Genomic DNA, 15,744 nt, shown 5'->3' on the forward strand with positions numbered 1-15,744 from the left:
ATAATAATACGCAGAGAGAATTTGAAAGGACGGAATCATTATGTACGATGTCATTGTGATTGGCGCTGGCATTACGGGATCTTTGCTGTCATACCGTCTGAGCCAGTACAAACTGAATGTATTGACAGTGGAACGCTGCCACGATATCGCAGATGGTGCAACCATGGCAAACTCTGCCATTGTACACACCGGATACGATCCGGAATACGGTACCCTGAAGGCAAAACTCAATGTGCAGGGTGCCAGAATGTATGAGCAGCTGACGAAAGATCTAGGCTGTGTGCGCAAAGTTGTCGGAGCTTATATTGCGGCTGTGGGACCAGAGGAAGAAGAAAAGCTGGATGTGCTTGCCGACCGGGCAGAGCGGCGCGGCATCACACATGCGTTCTTAAGCGGTGAACAGGCAAGAACAGAAGAACCAAATCTCTCTGATGCTGTCACCAAGGTGCTCAGCTTTCCAACAACAGCTGTCATTTATCCATGGGAAGTTGCCATTGCGGCCATGCAGGCATCCATTGGCAACGGCACAGAACTGAAGCTGGATACAGAAGTACGGAACATCGAAAAGAAGGATGGCTTCTTTACCATAGAAACAAACCAGGGCAGCTTTGATGCAAAGATGGTCATTAACTGCAGCGGCACGCATGCCGATACCATTGCACGCATGGTATCCGGCAAGGTTCCGTATCATATCACACCAAGACGCGGTGAATACTATGTCATGGATCAGGATACGAACTTTGTCCACCATGTGATCTTCCCGGTGCCTGGCAAAAAGGGCAAGGGTGTTCTGGCAGTGCCAACTGTATATGGCAATGTACTGCTGGGACCGAACAGTGACTATTGCGATGACCCTGATGACAATGAGAATACTGTGCAGGGACTGGATTATGTCCGCACAGAGATTAATAAGACAATGAAGAATGTGCCATTCCAGCATGCCATCCGCACATTTGCAGGTCTGCGTCCAAGCTCTTCAAGCAAGGACTTTGTCATTCAGGAATATGAAGATGCCCCGGGTTTTGTGGATGTGGCATCTATTGAATCACCGGGCCTTGCCAGTGCACCAGCTGTTGCTGAATATGTGATTTCCAATTTTGTTGAAAAACATCTGTCTCTTGAAAAGAATCCCGATGCCGTGATGACAAGGAAACGGCCGCTGGTGATGGCAGAACTGACACCAGAGCAGCGCAATGAAGCCATTGCAAAGAATCCTGCCTATGGCCGCATCATCTGCCGCTGCGAGCAGATCTCCGAAGGTGAGATTGCTGACTGCATCCATGCTGTGTGCGGTGCACGCAGCGTCAAAGGCGTCAAGAAGAGAGTACGTCCGGGTATGGGCAAATGCCAGGGCGGTTTCTGCGAACCACGCGTTGTAGAAATGCTTGCCCGCGAGCTGAAAGAATCACCGCTGGAAGTTGTTCTGGATGGCGAAAAGTCAAAAATCCTGGAAAGTGAGAACCGATAATGAGGAAGTATCAGGCTGTAATCATCGGCGGAGGCAGTGCCGGCCTTTCCGCTGCAGTAACGTTGAAGGAAAACGGCATCGAAGATATTGTCGTCATTGAAAAGGACAGTGAACCAGGCGGCATCCTGGAACAATGCATCCATAATGGCTTCGGTCTGCAGACATTCCATGAACAGCTCTCCGGTCCGGCCTATGCGGAACGGTATGTAAACATGGCAAAGAAGCTGAATGTTCCCTTCAAGCTCAATACGATGGTGACCGCACTGCACCCGGACCGTACCATCGAATACGTCAATGCAGAAGAAGGCTATGTCACGGTACAGGCGGATGCCATCATCCTGGCAGTCGGCTGCTATGAAAGACCGCGCGGCGGCGTCAATATCATGGGCACAAGACCTGCCGGCATCTATACAGCCGGACAGGCACAGCGCTATCTCAACATTGACGGTTACCTTGTAGGTAAAAAAGTCTTCATCCTGGGATCTGGCGATATCGGCCTGATCATGGCAAGAAGAATGACACTGGAAGGCGCAAAGGTCTATGGTGTTGCAGAAATCATGCCATACTCCAACGGACTTCCCCGTAATATGAAACAGTGCCTGGAAGACTTCAATATTCCGCTGTATCTTTCCCATACAGTCACCCGTGTCTATGGCAGAGACAGACTTGAGAAAATTGAGCTGTCACAGGTCGATGAACACCGTCAGCCCATCCCGGGCACCCAGCAGTATTTCGATGTAGATACACTGCTGCTGTCCGTCGGTCTGATTCCGGAGAATCATCTGGCTGAAAAAGCCGGGATCAGGATGGATCCACGCATCAAGGGACCGGTTGTGGATGATACATACATGACCAGTGTGCCTGGCATCTTTGCCTGCGGCAATGGTCTGCATGTCCATGATCTGGTTGACTATGTCTCTCTGCAGGCAAAACGTGCTGCGCTAGGTGCTGTCCGCTATCTGAAAAAGCAGGCACCAACGGGTACAGAATATCAAACAGAACCGGGTGATGGCATCGGCTATGTAGTGCCGGCACGCGTGCATTGTGATATCAATGACAACGTTGAATTCTTCTTCCGGGTCAGAAAGCCGATGGAAACAGGCACCCTGGAAGTACGCTGCGGTGATCAGGTGCTGCGCCATATGCAGAAGCACAAACTGATGCCTTCTGAAATGGAGCGCATGGTCATCACCGGCAAAGAGCTTGCCGGTCTGGATGGCAATCTGGTATTCAGCGTAAAGGAGGATCAGTGATGGAAGACAGAGAACTTGTTTGCGTATGCTGCCCGCGGGGCTGCCGGATCCACGTACAGATGGAAGATGGCAAAGTCCTTTCTGTGGCTGGCAATTCCTGCCCCAAGGGAGATGCCTATGCCAGACAGGAATGCATCCGGCCGATGCGCATTCTGACTACAACAGTACGTGCAGAAGGGGGAATTCACCGGGTATGCCCGGTTATCTCCGCATCAGAAATTCCATTGGATCTGATGAAAGAAGCCATGGATGAAGTACGTACTGCGAAAGTGACAGCACCTGTCAAAGAAGGACAGGTGATCCTGAAAGATCTGGCCGGCACCGGTGTTGCACTGGTCGCATCCCGCTCGCTTGAACGCGCATAATCCGTTACCACAAGAAAAGATGATGCACAGATGCGCATCATCTTTTTAGATTGTTATCTGACTTTGATGACTTAGTCGCCGCTGGCACCAAGAGTCACGGTAACCGTCTTCTGTGAGCCATCTCTTTCAATGACAACTTCAACGGTATCACCAACACGCTTCTTGTTCAGGATTGCACTCAGATCAGAGTAGCTGGAAATCTCAGTGCCATCCACAGAAACGATCCGGTCATATGCTTTGATGCCTGCCTGTTCAGCAGGGCCGCCGGATACGACATCACTGACATACAGGCCAGCCTTGTAATTCCCGGTATCCTGAGACAGCTCCTTGACATAGACACCCAGGGTTGCCCGGTCAGTCACCTTGCCGTTTTCCATCAGCTGCTGGGCGACGTTCATGGCATCATTGATCGGAATGGCAAAGCCAAGTCCTTCAATGACAGTACCGGAAGAAGTTGTGCCGGAATCCTTGGCATTGACGATGCCGATCAGATTGCCCTGGCCGTCAAACAGACCGCCGCCGGAGTTGCCCGAGTTGATTGCTGCATTTGTCTGAATCAGATTCATGGATTCATTATTGATGACCATTTCACGGTTCGTGGCAGAAATGATGCCATCGGTCACGGTGCCGCCCAGTGTACCAAGCGGATTGCCGATGACAACGGCTTTATCGCCAACCTGAATCGTATCAGAATCACCAATCGTCGCAGCGCTAAGTCCGGTTGCCTCAATCTTCAATACGGCAATATCACTCTTTTCGTCCGTACCGACAAGAGAAGCAGTATAAGATGTACCATCACTTGTCACAACTGTATATTCATTGCCATCTGCCACAACATGGTTGTTGGTAACGATATAGCCGTCACTGGAAATAATCACACCGGAGCCAGCCGCTTCTGTTTCATATGTACCGCCGAAGATACCATAACTTGTTGCAGTACCTTTGACCTGAATCTCAACGACACTTGGTGAAGCCTTAGCTGCAATCTCGGTTGTTGTCAGATCAGAGCTGCTGGAAGTGCTGGCACTTGTCTGGGTTGTTGCAGCAGTACTTTGCGCTGCTTTATAAACAACGGTTGTGCCATTGCTGCTGTTAGACTTCACTGCTGCATATCCACCGGCAAAACCAGTGCCAAGACCAACCACAGCACTTAAGGCAATGGTCAGGACCGGATGGCTCTTTCTTGTATGCTTTTTATCATGGCGGGGTGTCTCAGGCTCTGCACCGGCTGGACGTTCTGTGAATTCTGCATCCACAGTGGAATTTGTATTTTCATTTTCATTCATCTCACTCATTTTTAATACCTCCCGATTACGCTTATTATGATAGAGCCGGATTGTGAACGGCATGTGAACGATGCATGACGGCTTATGAAAACTGCATGTATACTATCTTCACGTGCATCTTCATTGTACAATGAATACTCCGGGAGATGAGAAAAATGGCAGTATTGAATATCGCAATGCCTGTGCAGAGAAAAGAACTGATGGCTCTTCTGGCATCCCAGACCATGCCGCGCTATACGCTGATCAAAATGATTTCAGATATGGAAGCGCAGTATGAAGTGACAGATGATGGCAGCCATGGTGATCTGGTTTCTTATACAAAGAAGCTGTTCCATCATACAAAATTCGGCGGTGTCATCATGTTCCGTGTCCTGTACAACGGGCAGTTCTTTGAAGGCGGCCTGATCCTTGATAAACTCAAGAAATAAAAAAGCGAAACACTCAGCGCTTCTGCAGGGCAAGCCCATACAGAGCACCAATTGATCCGCCGATGATATGAGTCAGCTGGGAAATGTTATCACTTGCTGTAATGCCGGCATAGATCTGTCTGCCAAGATAGATCACAGCAACAATGATCATGGTCAGCGGAATGCCGCCGCGGTTATTGCCAGTCACGCTTGCCATCAGAATGAAAGCAAAGTCAATGCCGCTGGCACCAAGCAGGGCCGTATTGTCCGGCAGGGCAAGATGAACAAGTCCGGTGACCAGCGCCACTACCAGAATCACCTGCAGGATGCGCTTGGAACCATATTTTTCCTCGAGCAGCGGGCCTACCAGCAGAAACATGATCATATTACTGGCATAGTGATCGATCGAAGCATGGCCCAGAACATGTGTGAACAGCCGCACATACTGCATGGGATCACGGAAGGAAGTCCGATAGATGGAGAAGATCCAGGCATTTGCCCATCCGTTAGTCAGTGTATTGGCAATCAGAGCGCCGGCAGAAAGCAGCGTAAAGGTCAGAATGACCGGTGCGTTGAACGTAATCTTTTTCATAGGCACTCATTATAACGCAGCACTGCGTCCATTGATTGAGAATCAAGCAAGAAATTTGTATACTTATCAGGTGTGAAAAAGAGGGAATGAGAATATGGCAGAAAAAAATATCAAAATTTCCGGTCCGATTCATAATGAAGGCCTGGAAGAAGTCATCGGCCTGCTCAAACAGGGATCAACTCCTGAAAAACAGGCCAGACTTGGTGAAGAGCTGAAAAAGGCAAAACTGCTTTCACCATGCACGTTTGAAGAGACTAAGGATGCCCAGGGCAGAATACATGTCCGTCCTGACCAGATGAAGTTCTTCCTTCTCAATACGCAGGACGGCAAGACATTCTTCCCGGTCTTTACTGATTTTGAAAAAACCAAGCTGATTCACTTTGCAAAAGATGAACCAAAACATATTGTCAGCACGATTCCGGCTCTGGCAAGAATGCTGTCAGCCAAAGACCAGAAAGCGCAGGGACTGATCGTCAATCCAGGTGCTGATAACATCGTGATTCCAAAGAACATGGTACTCATGCTGGCTGGTGTACAGACCAAGGTTGCTCCGGCTCCATCACGTCCTGCTGTCAAGGCACAGTACAGTGAGCCGCGGATCTATCCAACCCGCATGGTGACAGCTGTTTATGACTACTGCACCGGTAAAAAGGAGATCAGCCGTGTCTGGCTGAAACAGAAGATTGCCGGCGGCACAGTCAGCTTCGTCTTTGTCATTGAAGCCGACAAGCAGGATCAGAGTATTGCGGACGGCATTCTTTCTGCTGCCACACCTTTGAGCAAGGATGTTCCGCTGGAAACCGTATGGTATTCAGAGGCAGCAGAAAAAGAAATCGTCAGGGGCGGTGTCGCCCTGTATGACAGGAATCTGGAGCTGTGATGCAGTACCGCCATCTGCATCATGATGAAATCAGCCAGGGCATGGCCCTGGTACAGCAGGCATTTGCCCAGTCTGTGCAGCACACACTGTCCACAGAAGCCGTATCTTCGTTTCAGGATTTCCTGGATCACCATGGCCAGGAGCTTGTCTGGCTTGGAGCCTTTGACGATACACTGAAAGGTGTTGCTGCCTATACAGCGGAAACCTATCATGTTTCACTGCTGTTTGTCAGACAGGAAGATTCTTATAAGGGCATTGGCACCGGCCTGCTTTCCTTGATCAAACAGGAAGCACAGGATGACTTTGTCCAGAAGATCACGGTCAATGCACTGCTTTCTTCGGCAGCGTTCTATCAGAAATGCGGCTTTGAAAAAGCAGGCGTGCCAACCGATGCCGGCGGTATGAAGGTACAGCTGATGGAATGCCTGCTTGGCAGCAGATATCTTGGCAGAAAGTATACGGCAGAGATTGATCAGCCTTATGGCAGTCTGCATCCGTATCTGCCGGATCTGGAGCTTGCCTGCAATGCCGGCTATATTCTGCTGCATGGCAGAAACAGCCAGGAAATCTGGCAGGATGCCTGTGTTTATGGACCCAGGGAGCCGCTGTCCGCGTTTACTGGTATCGTTATCGGCATCATCTACCGTCGCGATGAAGAAAAAACACGCTGGATTCTGTCCAGCGGCATTGCGTTTGATCATCAGGATGTTATTGCCTCGATTGCCGGTCTTGAGCAGGACAGTGATATCCGGATTCAATGGCTATAAAATCAGCGGGGAAATCCCGCTTTTGTTTCAGGAGGTAATCTATGCGAACTGGTTACACAAACTGCTGTATCAAAGATCAGAAAAACGGTGCCTTTCTTGTGGAAGATGGAAAAATTCTTGCTATCGGTTGTGCTCAGGATCAAAGAATGCAGGAAGCACTTGCCAACGCGGATGAAGAAGTTGACCTGCACGGCCTGCACGTACTGCCGGGAAAGGCAGACGGACATGTGCATCTGCTGCAGATGGGCCGCAATGCCCTCAGTGTTGACTGTTCTGCCGGTGCAGCAGAACGTCTTGCCAATGCACCCCGCAGCCAGGCATGGCTGTATGGAGCCAACTGGGATGGTGATGCCGAAAAGCTTAACCGTACCATTCTGGATGAGGCAGTCAACGACCGGCCGGCTGTTGTCTTAAGCAGAGACGGACAGGCAATGGCACTCAACAGTGCGGCTTTGCAGGCTTGTGCGATCGATGAAAATACAAAGGTGGAGTCCGGCAGTATTGATGTGGAAAAGGGTGTTGTCAGACAGACAGGTGTTGATCTTGTCCGTCAGGCCATGCCGGCACCGGATGCTGAAGAAATCAAAGCCTGGCTGCTTAAAGGCATGGAACTGGCAGCTGCCCAGGGGATCACGGCCGTTGGCAGTGAGGACTTTCTTTCCACCAATGAAACGTATCAGGATGTCCTGACTGCGTATGAACAGCTGTCCTATCAGCAGAAGATGAAGATCCGCGTATCAGAACTTGTTTCATTCTGTCAGATTGAAGATTTCGCCTCCTTCCTGGATGAGGGATACAGCTATGATGTTGGCAATGACTTCTTTAAGATTGGCGCTTTACTGCTGAAACTGGATGATGCATCCGATCAGGAACTGCGTTATGACGATGCCACCGTGCAGCTGTATGTGCAGATGGCAAACCGCTTCAATACACCAGTCTGGTTTGATGTGGCATCCTTTGGCGCAGTTGATCAGGCACTCGATGTATTGCAGGATGAAATGTATCCGGACAATCCTCTGCAGGATGCCATTCTTGTCCATCGTGTTCCCTCTGCTGCGCAGCTGTCAAAAGCACAGAATGCAAAGATTGTTCTTGGAACAAGCGGCTTTCTGATGGAAAGTGACAGCAGTCTGTTCTATGGATCTGATCAGCCGTTTCAGCCGGTGCTGCCATACAGCAGCATACTTTCTGCCAATATACAGAATAGGCTTGGCTTTACAGGCAGCCTGCGCGAATCAGATCCAGCCGATTTCTATGTGATGGATGAGGACAGAGTCATGATGACTGTCGTGAATGGTGAAGAGGTATACAGACAATGATCAGATCGATCAAAAAGGAAGATATTCCGGCTGTTCTTGCCATTTACAACTGGTACATCCTGCACACGAATATTACTTTTGAAACAGAAGAACTGTCACTTGAAGCATTCACAAAGCGTATTGAAGCAGTTACCACCCGCTATCCCTGGATCGTGATGGAAGAAAATGGTGTGATCAAAGGCTATGCATATCTTGGAACATTTAATCCGCGGGCAGCCTATGACTGGACAGCTGATCTGTCCATCTATCTTGATCATGAAGAACGCGGTCATGGTCTTGGCGCACAATTGATGCATGCGATCCTGCAGGAGGCTGCCGAGGAAGGCTATTACCAGATCATATCCATTGTGACTTCCGGCAATGCGGCATCAGAACAGCTTCATGAAAAATGCGGCTTTGTGCGCAAAGGCAGTCTGGAAAATACAGGTTATAAAAACGGAAAATGGCTTGGTATTACATATTTTATGAAGACACTGCGCAATGCAGCAGGTGCACCAGAAGAGATACAGTATGAAAAGGAGAGAAAAGTAAAATGAAAACAGTCTGGGATAAACTGGATGAAACGGAAAAGGAGAATCTGACGACCTTTAATGAGGCATACCGTCAGTTTCTCAGCCGTGCAAAAACAGAGCGTGAATTTACAAGTGAGAGTGAAAAACTGGCAAAAGAGGCAGGGTTTGTTTCACTGAAGGAAGTTGAAAAGCTGGAGCCCGGCATGAAGGTGTATGAGATCAACCGCGGCAAGAACATCATGCTGTTTGTGATGGGCAGACAGCCTGTTAAAGCCGGCATGAATATTCTGGGTGCCCACATTGATTCTCCGCGCCTGGATATCAAACAGAAGCCATTATATGAGAAGGATGGTCTTGCTCTGCTGGATACCCATTACTATGGCGGCATCAAGAAATACCAGTGGACATGCCGGCCGATGGCTCTTCATGGTGTTGTCTGTAAGAAGGATGGCAGTGTTGTGCCGGTTGTGATTGGTGAGGATCCCAAAGATCCGGTGATCGGTGTGACAGAGATTCTGGTGCATCTGGCAGCAGAGCAGATGAAAAAGACTGCCGCAGAAGCAGTGGAAGGTGAAAATCTCGATCTGCTGGTTGGCTCCATTGCCCGAAAAGATACGAAGGAAGATGCCGTCAAAGCAAACATCCTGTCTTTGCTGAAAGAAAAATATGACATCGAGGAAGATGACTTCCTGTCCGCCGAGCTGGAATGTGTGCCGGCAGGGGAAGCACGCGACTTTGGCTTTGACCGCTCCATGATCATGGGCTATGGCCATGATGACAAAGTGTGTGCCTATACATCCCTGCGTGCTATTCTCGATGAAAAGAATGTGCCGGAGCGGACTTCCTGCTGCATCCTGGTTGATAAAGAAGAAATCGGCTCGGTTGGCGCAACCGGCATGCAGTCCCGCTTCTTTGAGGACGTTACGGCCAGAATGCTGGATCTGCAGGGTGATACACGCATTGTCGATCTCAATGATGCTTTGCAGAACAGCCGCATGCTTTCGAGTGATGTCAGTGCTGCTGTGGATCCTTTGTATGAATCCGTCTTCGATATGAAGAATGCGGCCTTCCTGGGACAGGGTATCTGCTACAACAAATATACCGGTGCCCGCGGCAAGTCCGGATCCAATGATGCCAATGCGGAATATTTTGCCAAAGTGCGCAGAGTCATGGATGACAATCATGTCATGTTCCAGACATGCGAGCTGGGTGCCGTTGACAAGGGAGGCGGCGGTACGATTGCCTATATCCTTGCCAATCTGAACATGGACGTTGTGGATGCCGGCATTGCCGTTGAAAACATGCATTCTCCTGCAGAGATTGTATCCAAGGCAGATGTGTATGAGGCATACCGTGCCTATCAGGCATTCCTGAAAGACATGGACTGATTTGCTGGCTGTACATATGCCGCTGTGGAAATTCCACAGCGGTTTTTTGCATGAAAAAAGCATTGCACTGTGGCAATGCAATGCCTGTTATCTGTCATCCAGACTCTTGTAATCCTGATGGACAGGACCAACATACTTATAGGCGGGACGGATGATCCGATTGGCAAATTCAACTTCCTCCATGCGGTGGGCACACCAGCCGCCCACTCTTGCTAATGCAAAGATTGGTGTATACAGCACTTCATCAATGCCAAGCATCCGATAAATCAGACCAGAATACAGATCGACATTGGCACATGTATGCATGGATTTTCCTTTTTCTTCCTGCATGACTTCCGGTGCCAGCTTTTCAATCATGCAAAGCATGTCATATTCCTTCTGATGCCCGGAGATGCCGGCCAGATGGCCGCTGTACTTCTTCAGAATCTGAGCACGCGGATCAGAGAGAGTATAGACCGCATGGCCGATGCCATAGATCAGGCCGCTGCCATCTCCTGCCTCCCGGTGCAGGATCTTTTTCAATGCTTCTTTGACACTGGCATCGCTGTTTGGATCTACATCTGCGGCAAGCAGCTGATCCAGCTGCTTCATGACTCTTAGATTGGCACCGCCGTGACGCGGCCCTTTCAGAGCACCAATCGCTGCCGCAATGGCACTGTATGTATCTGTCAATGTACTGGAGACAACTCTGTCTGTAAAGGTGGAATTGTTGCCGCCGCCATGGTCCGCATGGCAGATCAGGCACAGATCCAGCAGCCGTGCTTCTTCATGCGTGAACTTCTGATCAGCACGGTACGTAGACAGAATATGCTCGGCAGTGGACTGGCCGCTGCGGGGATAATGAAAATACATGGACTGGTGCAGATAGACATGCCGGAATGCCTGATACGCATAGACCATCATCGTTGGCAGCTCAGCGATCAGATTGATCGACTGGCGGACAATATTCTCCAAAGACGTATCTTCGGCATTTTTATCATAGGCATACATGGCCAGTACACTGCGGGCCATCTTGTTCATGATGTTGGGAGAAGGGGCACTCATGATCATCATTTCCGCAAAGCCATCCGGCAGTTCCCGGTGGCTTTCCAGCAGATGCTGAAAGAATGCAAGCTCTTTCTTGTCTGGCAGAGTGCCAAGCAGCAGCAGCCACAGTACTTCTTCAAACATGAAGCGATCCGTCCGGACAGCCTCATTGACAATATCATTCAGGTCAATGCCCCGGTAAATCAGTCTGCCATGCTGGGGAACAATGTTTCCATCCTGATCCCGTGTATAGCCCTGGACATCACAGATATTGGTCAGACCAGCCAGTACGCCCGTACCGTCCGCATTCCGCAGACCGCGCTTGACGCCAAGCTTTTCAGACATTTCTGGATCAATAAAATTTGCCTTCCGGTAGGCATCGCACAGGATTCTTAATTGTTCATCTGTTAAAGCAGGTGTATTTGGATAGATCATTTTTGCCCTCCCCATTTATTACATTTTATTTCAGAAAAAGATTGCGTCAAGAGCATGAAAATTCGTGCAAGATATGAAAACGGAGTAAGATAAGACACAGAGAAAAGTGAGGGTGACGGTAATGAAAGTCGTTTTGATTCCCGGTGACGGGATTGGACCTGAGATTGCACAGAGTGTGCAGACGGTTTCAGATGCCCTGCATACAGGCATCGTCTTTGAAACATATCAGGCTGGTGCTGACTACTATCAGAAAAGCGGAAAACTGATGCAGGACGGCCTGTATGAGGCAATTGAGCAGGCAGGCTATGCCCTGAAGGGACCAACGGCAACGCCGATCGGAACAGGCTTCCGTTCAATCAATGTGCAGATCCGTCAGCATTTTTCGGCTTATGCGAATCTGCGCCCTGTCCATAACATGCCCGGTGTAAAGACAAGATATGATAATGTGGATCTGGTCATTGTACGTGAAAATACAGAAGATCTGTATCGCGGCATTGAATACATGTATGATGCAGATACTGCCCATGGCATCAAGGTGATCACCAGAGAAGGATCTCTGCGGATTGCACGGTTTGCTTTTGACTATGCCCGCAGCCATCACCGCCATAAGGTGACATGTGTACACAAGGCAAATATCATGAAGCTGACCGATGGCATGTTCCGGGAAGCGTTCTATCAGGCGGCAAAAGACTATCCGGATATCGAAGCCAATGATGTGATTGTCGATGCCTTCTGCATGAAGGTTGTCACGGATCCATCACAGTTTGATGTTGTGGTCAGTGAAAATCTCTATGGCGATATCATCAGTGATCTATGTGCCGGTCTTGTCGGCGGCCTTGGTTTTGCGCCAAGTGCCAATATCAGTGATACGGTCAAAGTATACGAAGCAGTTCATGGCTCAGCACCGGATATCGCCGGTAAGGATCTTGCCAATCCATGTGCGATTCTGATGGCACTGGGAATGCTGCTGGAAGATGCCGGTATGGATGACAAAGCACAACTGCTGAAGAACGCGATCAGGGATCTGCTGGAAGAAGGTACATACCGCACAAGGGACCTGGGCGGTACAGCTGGCACAAAAGCCTTTACCAAAGCACTTGCAGAAAGGATTGAGAGTGGAAAATGAAACTGATTGACAAGGGTGTTGTCATTGAACATGGCAGACCTGTAATAAAAGAACCTGATGACCAAAACGAAGCAGTCAGGAAAACCATTGCCGCAAAGATTCTGCGTGAGCATGATGACCATCAGGATCCATCGCTGCTGCATATCCGCTTCGACTCCCTGACATCTCATGATATTACCTACGTTGGCATCATCCAGACAGCGCGTGCTTCCGGCATGAAGAGTTTCCCGGTGCCATATGTTCTGACCAACTGCCACAATACGCTGTGTGCAGTCGGAGGCACGATCAATGAAGATGATCACCAGTTTGCCCTGTCTGCTGCCCATAAGTACGGCGGTATCTATGTCCCGCCTGGACTGGCTGTCATTCACAGCTATAACCGTGAAATGATGTCAGGCTGCGGCAGAATGATTCTGGGATCAGATTCCCACACAAGATATGGTGCCCTTGGCACAATGGGAATCGGAGAAGGCGGCGGTGAACTGGCAAGACAGCTTGTCAACTGCCGCTATGAACTCAAGATGCCGGAAGTGGTGCTTGTCTATGTCCATGGCAAAGTGAAACCAGGCATTGGACCGCACGATGTTGCGCTTGCTCTGTGCGGGGCAGTCTATGCCAATGGCTTTGTCAAAAACAGAGTCATGGAATTTGCCGGCCCGGGCATTGCCTCATTGTCACAGGAATTCCGCAATGGCATCGATGTCATGACAACCGAAACAACGTGTCTTTCATCAATCTGGGAAACCGATGACAAGACAGCGGACTATTTTGCAAGACACGGCCGGCCTGAGGCATATAAGCCGCTGCGCATCGAAGATGGTGCGTATTACCAGCGCTGCATTGATCTGGATCTGGATGAAATCACCTCCATGATTGCACTGCCGATGCATCCATCCTATGCACTGCCAATCAAAGAGCTCAAACGCGACCCATACAAGTATCTGCAGGAAGCACAGGACAGGGCAAACAAGCAGCTCAATGGTGCTGTGAAGATGGATCTTGTTTCCCACATTGATGACCAGGAAAGAATTCATGTCGATCAGGGAATTATTGCCGGCTGTTCCGGCGGCACATATGAAAACATTTATGAAGCTGCTGAGATACTGGCCGGACATGATACCGGCTGCGGTGAATTCCGGCTTTCCGTATATCCGGATTCCATGCCAGTGTATAAAGGACTTGTTGAAAATGGTGCCGTGGACAAGATCATCACGGCCGGCGGCATCTTCCGTGAAGCATTCTGCGGACCATGCTTTGGGGCAGGGGAAACACCTGCCAATGGTGAATTCTCCATCCGCCATACGACCCGCAACTTCCCGAACCGTGAAGGCTCCAAGCCAACCGAGGGCCAGCTTGCTTCCGTCGGCCTGATGGATGCACGCTCCATTGCAGCAACGGCAGTGCATCAGGGCATTCTGACTGCGGCGGATGAAGAAATCTCTGCAGCACCTGCCATTCAGCCATATACATTCGATGGATCTATTTATACAAAACGCGTGTATAACGGCTGGCAGAAAGCAGACCCTGCCTACCAGCTGCGGTTTGGGCCAAACATCAAAGACTGGCCGCAGCAGCCGGCATTAAAAGACAGCCTGCTTGTAAAGGTTGTCAGCCACCTGGATGATCCGGTTACCACAACAGATGAACTGATTCCAAGCGGAGAAACGTCTTCCTTCCGCTCCAATCCGGAACGTCTCGCACAGTTTACCCTGTCAAGAAGAGATCCGGACTACGTCAGCCAGGCCAGGCAGATCAGAAATGATCCGTCTGCTTCTGAGATTCAAAACGTCCTTTCTGCCTTTGCCCAGCACGGCATTCATGTTGATCCTGCCGGGTTGAGCATTGGTTCTGCCATTTATGCCAGAAAGCCAGGAGATGGTTCTGCCCGCGAACAAGCTGCCTCCTGTCAAAGAGTACTTGGCGGCGCAGCTAATTTTGCAAAAGAGTATGCGACCAAGCGTTATCGCTCCAACTGTATCAACTGGGGCATGATTCCGTTTGTTACAGATGCCGGGACACAGCTGCCAAAGGGCGCGTGGGTGCTGATCACAAATGTCCGTCAGGCACTGCTGCAGAATCTGCCATATCAGGTATGGGTATGGCAGAATGAAAAGGTGGATCCGCTGACAGTGGAAACAGGCGATCTCAGTGAAGATGAAAGAGAGATCCTGGCAGATGGCTGCCTGATCAACTATTACCGCAGTCTTCATGAAAAACAGCATGCTGAATAGTCTATAATAAAGGACAGGAGAACTGTCCTTTTTATGTTGACTGTTGGATTGATCACTGCACACATCGCTTTGTTTATTTTCTGGATGCTTGATCTGCATCACAAGTACCATGGCAGCCGCCGCTGGTCAAAGGGACTGCTGATGCCATGCACCGCCCTGATTTATGTCCTGTTCTGCTTACTGCTGCATCATCATCCAGATCTTTTCCTGCTGTGTGGACTGATGGCAGGGTGGATTGGTGATCTGTTTCTGTTAAAGGACGATGATCCCCATTTTGTGGTTGGCCTTGTTTCTTTTCTGCTTGGCCATGTGTTTTACAGCATTCATTTCCTGCATGTCATCCAGCCATCTCATGTCCCGGCCCTGGTATTTCTTTCACTGCCGGTCTATGCAGCCTATGCCTGCATGATCATGCGCGGATTGTGGCCTGGCATGGAGAAGAAGCTGCATCTGTCATGTGTCATCTATCTCTGTGTCATTGCTTTCATGTCGTTTTGTGCTTTGTGCAGCCTGAGCGTGCATCCCTCTGCTGGTTCTGCTCTGGCCTTTGTGGGATCGATCATCTTTGTCATCTCCGATACGCTGGTTGCGTGGGAGCGTTTTGGCAATCCCGATATCCATGGCGTCATGGAAACCTATGTGCCCGCCCAGTATATGATCATGCTTGGCATCCTGCTTGCATAAAAAAA

General features: G+C 49.7%; 15 protein-coding genes. 12 read left to right on the forward strand and 3 right to left on the reverse strand.

The window, feature by feature from the left end:
• Positions 1-40 precede the first annotated feature (40 nt).
• The 3 genes from MOZ60_RS00920 to MOZ60_RS00930 are packed head-to-tail and all read left to right on the forward strand — an operon-like array spanning position 41 to position 3,086.
• Entirely contained in the window at positions 41-1,468 is a 1,428-nt protein-coding gene (locus MOZ60_RS00920) for an NAD(P)/FAD-dependent oxidoreductase (protein ID WP_370595323.1), read from the forward strand.
• Positions 1,468-2,721 carry an NAD(P)/FAD-dependent oxidoreductase gene (locus MOZ60_RS00925; protein ID WP_370595324.1) on the forward strand — a complete coding sequence of 418 codons (1,254 nt, stop codon included), beginning with the start codon at positions 1,468-1,470 and terminating at the stop codon, positions 2,719-2,721. The genes MOZ60_RS00920 and MOZ60_RS00925 overlap by 1 nt, the downstream gene beginning before the upstream one ends.
• Positions 2,721-3,086 carry a DUF1667 domain-containing protein gene (locus MOZ60_RS00930; protein ID WP_277009171.1) on the forward strand — a complete coding sequence of 122 codons (366 nt, stop codon included), beginning with the start codon at positions 2,721-2,723 and terminating at the stop codon, positions 3,084-3,086. Before MOZ60_RS00925 ends, MOZ60_RS00930 begins: the two co-directional genes overlap by 1 nt.
• A gap of 71 nt (positions 3,087-3,157) precedes the next feature.
• On the opposite strand, the gene MOZ60_RS00935 is transcribed toward MOZ60_RS00930, so the two are convergent.
• Positions 3,158-4,381 (reverse strand): S1C family serine protease, encoded by a 1,224-nt coding sequence (locus MOZ60_RS00935; protein WP_370595325.1) that lies wholly within the window; start codon positions 4,379-4,381, stop codon positions 3,158-3,160.
• A 146-nt stretch (positions 4,382-4,527) separates the two neighbouring features.
• On the opposite strand from MOZ60_RS00935, the gene MOZ60_RS00940 reads away from it, so the two are divergent.
• The gene (locus MOZ60_RS00940) at positions 4,528-4,800 is read left to right on the forward strand and encodes a hypothetical protein (protein WP_370595326.1); all 273 of its coding nucleotides are present in this window, start codon (positions 4,528-4,530) and stop codon (positions 4,798-4,800) included.
• A 13-nt stretch (positions 4,801-4,813) separates the two neighbouring features.
• On the opposite strand, the gene MOZ60_RS00945 is transcribed toward MOZ60_RS00940, so the two are convergent.
• On the reverse strand, positions 4,814-5,371 hold the full coding sequence (locus MOZ60_RS00945) for a rhomboid family intramembrane serine protease (RefSeq protein WP_370595327.1): 558 nt from the start codon (positions 5,369-5,371) through the stop codon (positions 4,814-4,816).
• 94 nt (positions 5,372-5,465) lie between these two features.
• Between MOZ60_RS00945 and MOZ60_RS00950 the strand changes: the two genes are divergently transcribed.
• The 5 genes from MOZ60_RS00950 to MOZ60_RS00970 are packed head-to-tail and all read left to right on the forward strand — an operon-like array spanning position 5,466 to position 10,237.
• The gene (locus tag MOZ60_RS00950; protein ID WP_277009162.1) at positions 5,466-6,251 is read left to right on the forward strand and encodes an enhanced serine sensitivity protein SseB C-terminal domain-containing protein; all 786 of its coding nucleotides are present in this window, start codon (positions 5,466-5,468) and stop codon (positions 6,249-6,251) included.
• Entirely contained in the window at positions 6,251-7,018 is a 768-nt protein-coding gene (locus MOZ60_RS00955; protein WP_370595328.1) for a GNAT family N-acetyltransferase, read from the forward strand. The genes MOZ60_RS00950 and MOZ60_RS00955 overlap by 1 nt, the downstream gene beginning before the upstream one ends.
• A gap of 41 nt (positions 7,019-7,059) precedes the next feature.
• Positions 7,060-8,337 carry an amidohydrolase family protein gene (locus MOZ60_RS00960; RefSeq protein ID WP_370595329.1) on the forward strand — a complete coding sequence of 426 codons (1,278 nt, stop codon included), beginning with the start codon at positions 7,060-7,062 and terminating at the stop codon, positions 8,335-8,337.
• On the forward strand, positions 8,334-8,873 hold the full coding sequence (locus tag MOZ60_RS00965) for a GNAT family N-acetyltransferase (RefSeq protein WP_370595330.1): 540 nt from the start codon (positions 8,334-8,336) through the stop codon (positions 8,871-8,873). Before MOZ60_RS00960 ends, MOZ60_RS00965 begins: the two co-directional genes overlap by 4 nt.
• On the forward strand, positions 8,870-10,237 hold the full coding sequence (locus MOZ60_RS00970) for an aminopeptidase (RefSeq protein ID WP_370595331.1): 1,368 nt from the start codon (positions 8,870-8,872) through the stop codon (positions 10,235-10,237). Before MOZ60_RS00965 ends, MOZ60_RS00970 begins: the two co-directional genes overlap by 4 nt.
• A gap of 87 nt (positions 10,238-10,324) precedes the next feature.
• On the opposite strand, the gene MOZ60_RS00975 is transcribed toward MOZ60_RS00970, so the two are convergent.
• Complete coding sequence (locus MOZ60_RS00975) at positions 10,325-11,698, reverse strand: citrate synthase (RefSeq protein WP_277654840.1); 1,374 nt, start codon at positions 11,696-11,698, stop codon at positions 10,325-10,327.
• Between the two features lie 121 nt (positions 11,699-11,819).
• Here MOZ60_RS00975 and MOZ60_RS00980 point away from each other — a divergent pair, with 121 nt between their 5' ends.
• Genes MOZ60_RS00980 through MOZ60_RS00990 form a run of 3 tightly spaced genes read left to right on the forward strand, consistent with a single transcriptional unit; the run spans position 11,820 to position 15,739 of the window.
• Complete coding sequence (locus tag MOZ60_RS00980; protein WP_370595332.1) at positions 11,820-12,824, forward strand: isocitrate/isopropylmalate dehydrogenase family protein; 1,005 nt, start codon at positions 11,820-11,822, stop codon at positions 12,822-12,824.
• Entirely contained in the window at positions 12,821-15,055 is a 2,235-nt protein-coding gene (locus tag MOZ60_RS00985) for a hydratase (RefSeq protein WP_370595333.1), read from the forward strand. Before MOZ60_RS00980 ends, MOZ60_RS00985 begins: the two co-directional genes overlap by 4 nt.
• A 33-nt stretch (positions 15,056-15,088) precedes the next feature.
• A complete protein-coding gene (locus MOZ60_RS00990; RefSeq protein ID WP_370595334.1) occupies positions 15,089-15,739 on the forward strand; it encodes a lysoplasmalogenase in 651 nt (216 codons plus the stop codon).
• The last annotated feature ends 5 nt before the right edge of the window (positions 15,740-15,744 follow it).

The organism is Grylomicrobium aquisgranense (assembly GCF_033971865.1).
Classification (GTDB): Bacteria; Bacillota_I; Bacilli_A; order Erysipelotrichales; family Erysipelotrichaceae; genus Bulleidia; species Bulleidia massiliensis.

What these genes read in the sequence shown, in the direction of transcription:
- MOZ60_RS00955 (WP_370595328.1), top strand. Translation starts at nt 6,251, where the DNA reads ATGCAGTACCGCCATCTGCATCATGATGAAATCAGCCAGGGCATGGCC.
- MOZ60_RS00945 (WP_370595327.1), bottom strand. Translation starts at nt 5,371, where the DNA reads ATGAAAAAGATTACGTTCAACGCACCGGTCATTCTGACCTTTACGCTG.
- MOZ60_RS00980 (WP_370595332.1), top strand. Translation starts at nt 11,820, where the DNA reads ATGAAAGTCGTTTTGATTCCCGGTGACGGGATTGGACCTGAGATTGCA.
- MOZ60_RS00925 (WP_370595324.1), top strand. Translation starts at nt 1,468, where the DNA reads ATGAGGAAGTATCAGGCTGTAATCATCGGCGGAGGCAGTGCCGGCCTT.
- MOZ60_RS00950 (WP_277009162.1), top strand. Translation starts at nt 5,466, where the DNA reads ATGGCAGAAAAAAATATCAAAATTTCCGGTCCGATTCATAATGAAGGC.
- MOZ60_RS00935 (WP_370595325.1), bottom strand. Translation starts at nt 4,381, where the DNA reads ATGAGTGAGATGAATGAAAATGAAAATACAAATTCCACTGTGGATGCA.
- MOZ60_RS00985 (WP_370595333.1), top strand. Translation starts at nt 12,821, where the DNA reads ATGAAACTGATTGACAAGGGTGTTGTCATTGAACATGGCAGACCTGTA.
- MOZ60_RS00920 (WP_370595323.1), top strand. Translation starts at nt 41, where the DNA reads ATGTACGATGTCATTGTGATTGGCGCTGGCATTACGGGATCTTTGCTG.
- MOZ60_RS00930 (WP_277009171.1), top strand. Translation starts at nt 2,721, where the DNA reads ATGGAAGACAGAGAACTTGTTTGCGTATGCTGCCCGCGGGGCTGCCGG.
- MOZ60_RS00960 (WP_370595329.1), top strand. Translation starts at nt 7,060, where the DNA reads ATGCGAACTGGTTACACAAACTGCTGTATCAAAGATCAGAAAAACGGT.
- MOZ60_RS00975 (WP_277654840.1), bottom strand. Translation starts at nt 11,698, where the DNA reads ATGATCTATCCAAATACACCTGCTTTAACAGATGAACAATTAAGAATC.
- MOZ60_RS00970 (WP_370595331.1), top strand. Translation starts at nt 8,870, where the DNA reads ATGAAAACAGTCTGGGATAAACTGGATGAAACGGAAAAGGAGAATCTG.
- MOZ60_RS00940 (WP_370595326.1), top strand. Translation starts at nt 4,528, where the DNA reads ATGGCAGTATTGAATATCGCAATGCCTGTGCAGAGAAAAGAACTGATG.
- MOZ60_RS00965 (WP_370595330.1), top strand. Translation starts at nt 8,334, where the DNA reads ATGATCAGATCGATCAAAAAGGAAGATATTCCGGCTGTTCTTGCCATT.
- MOZ60_RS00990 (WP_370595334.1), top strand. Translation starts at nt 15,089, where the DNA reads ATGTTGACTGTTGGATTGATCACTGCACACATCGCTTTGTTTATTTTC.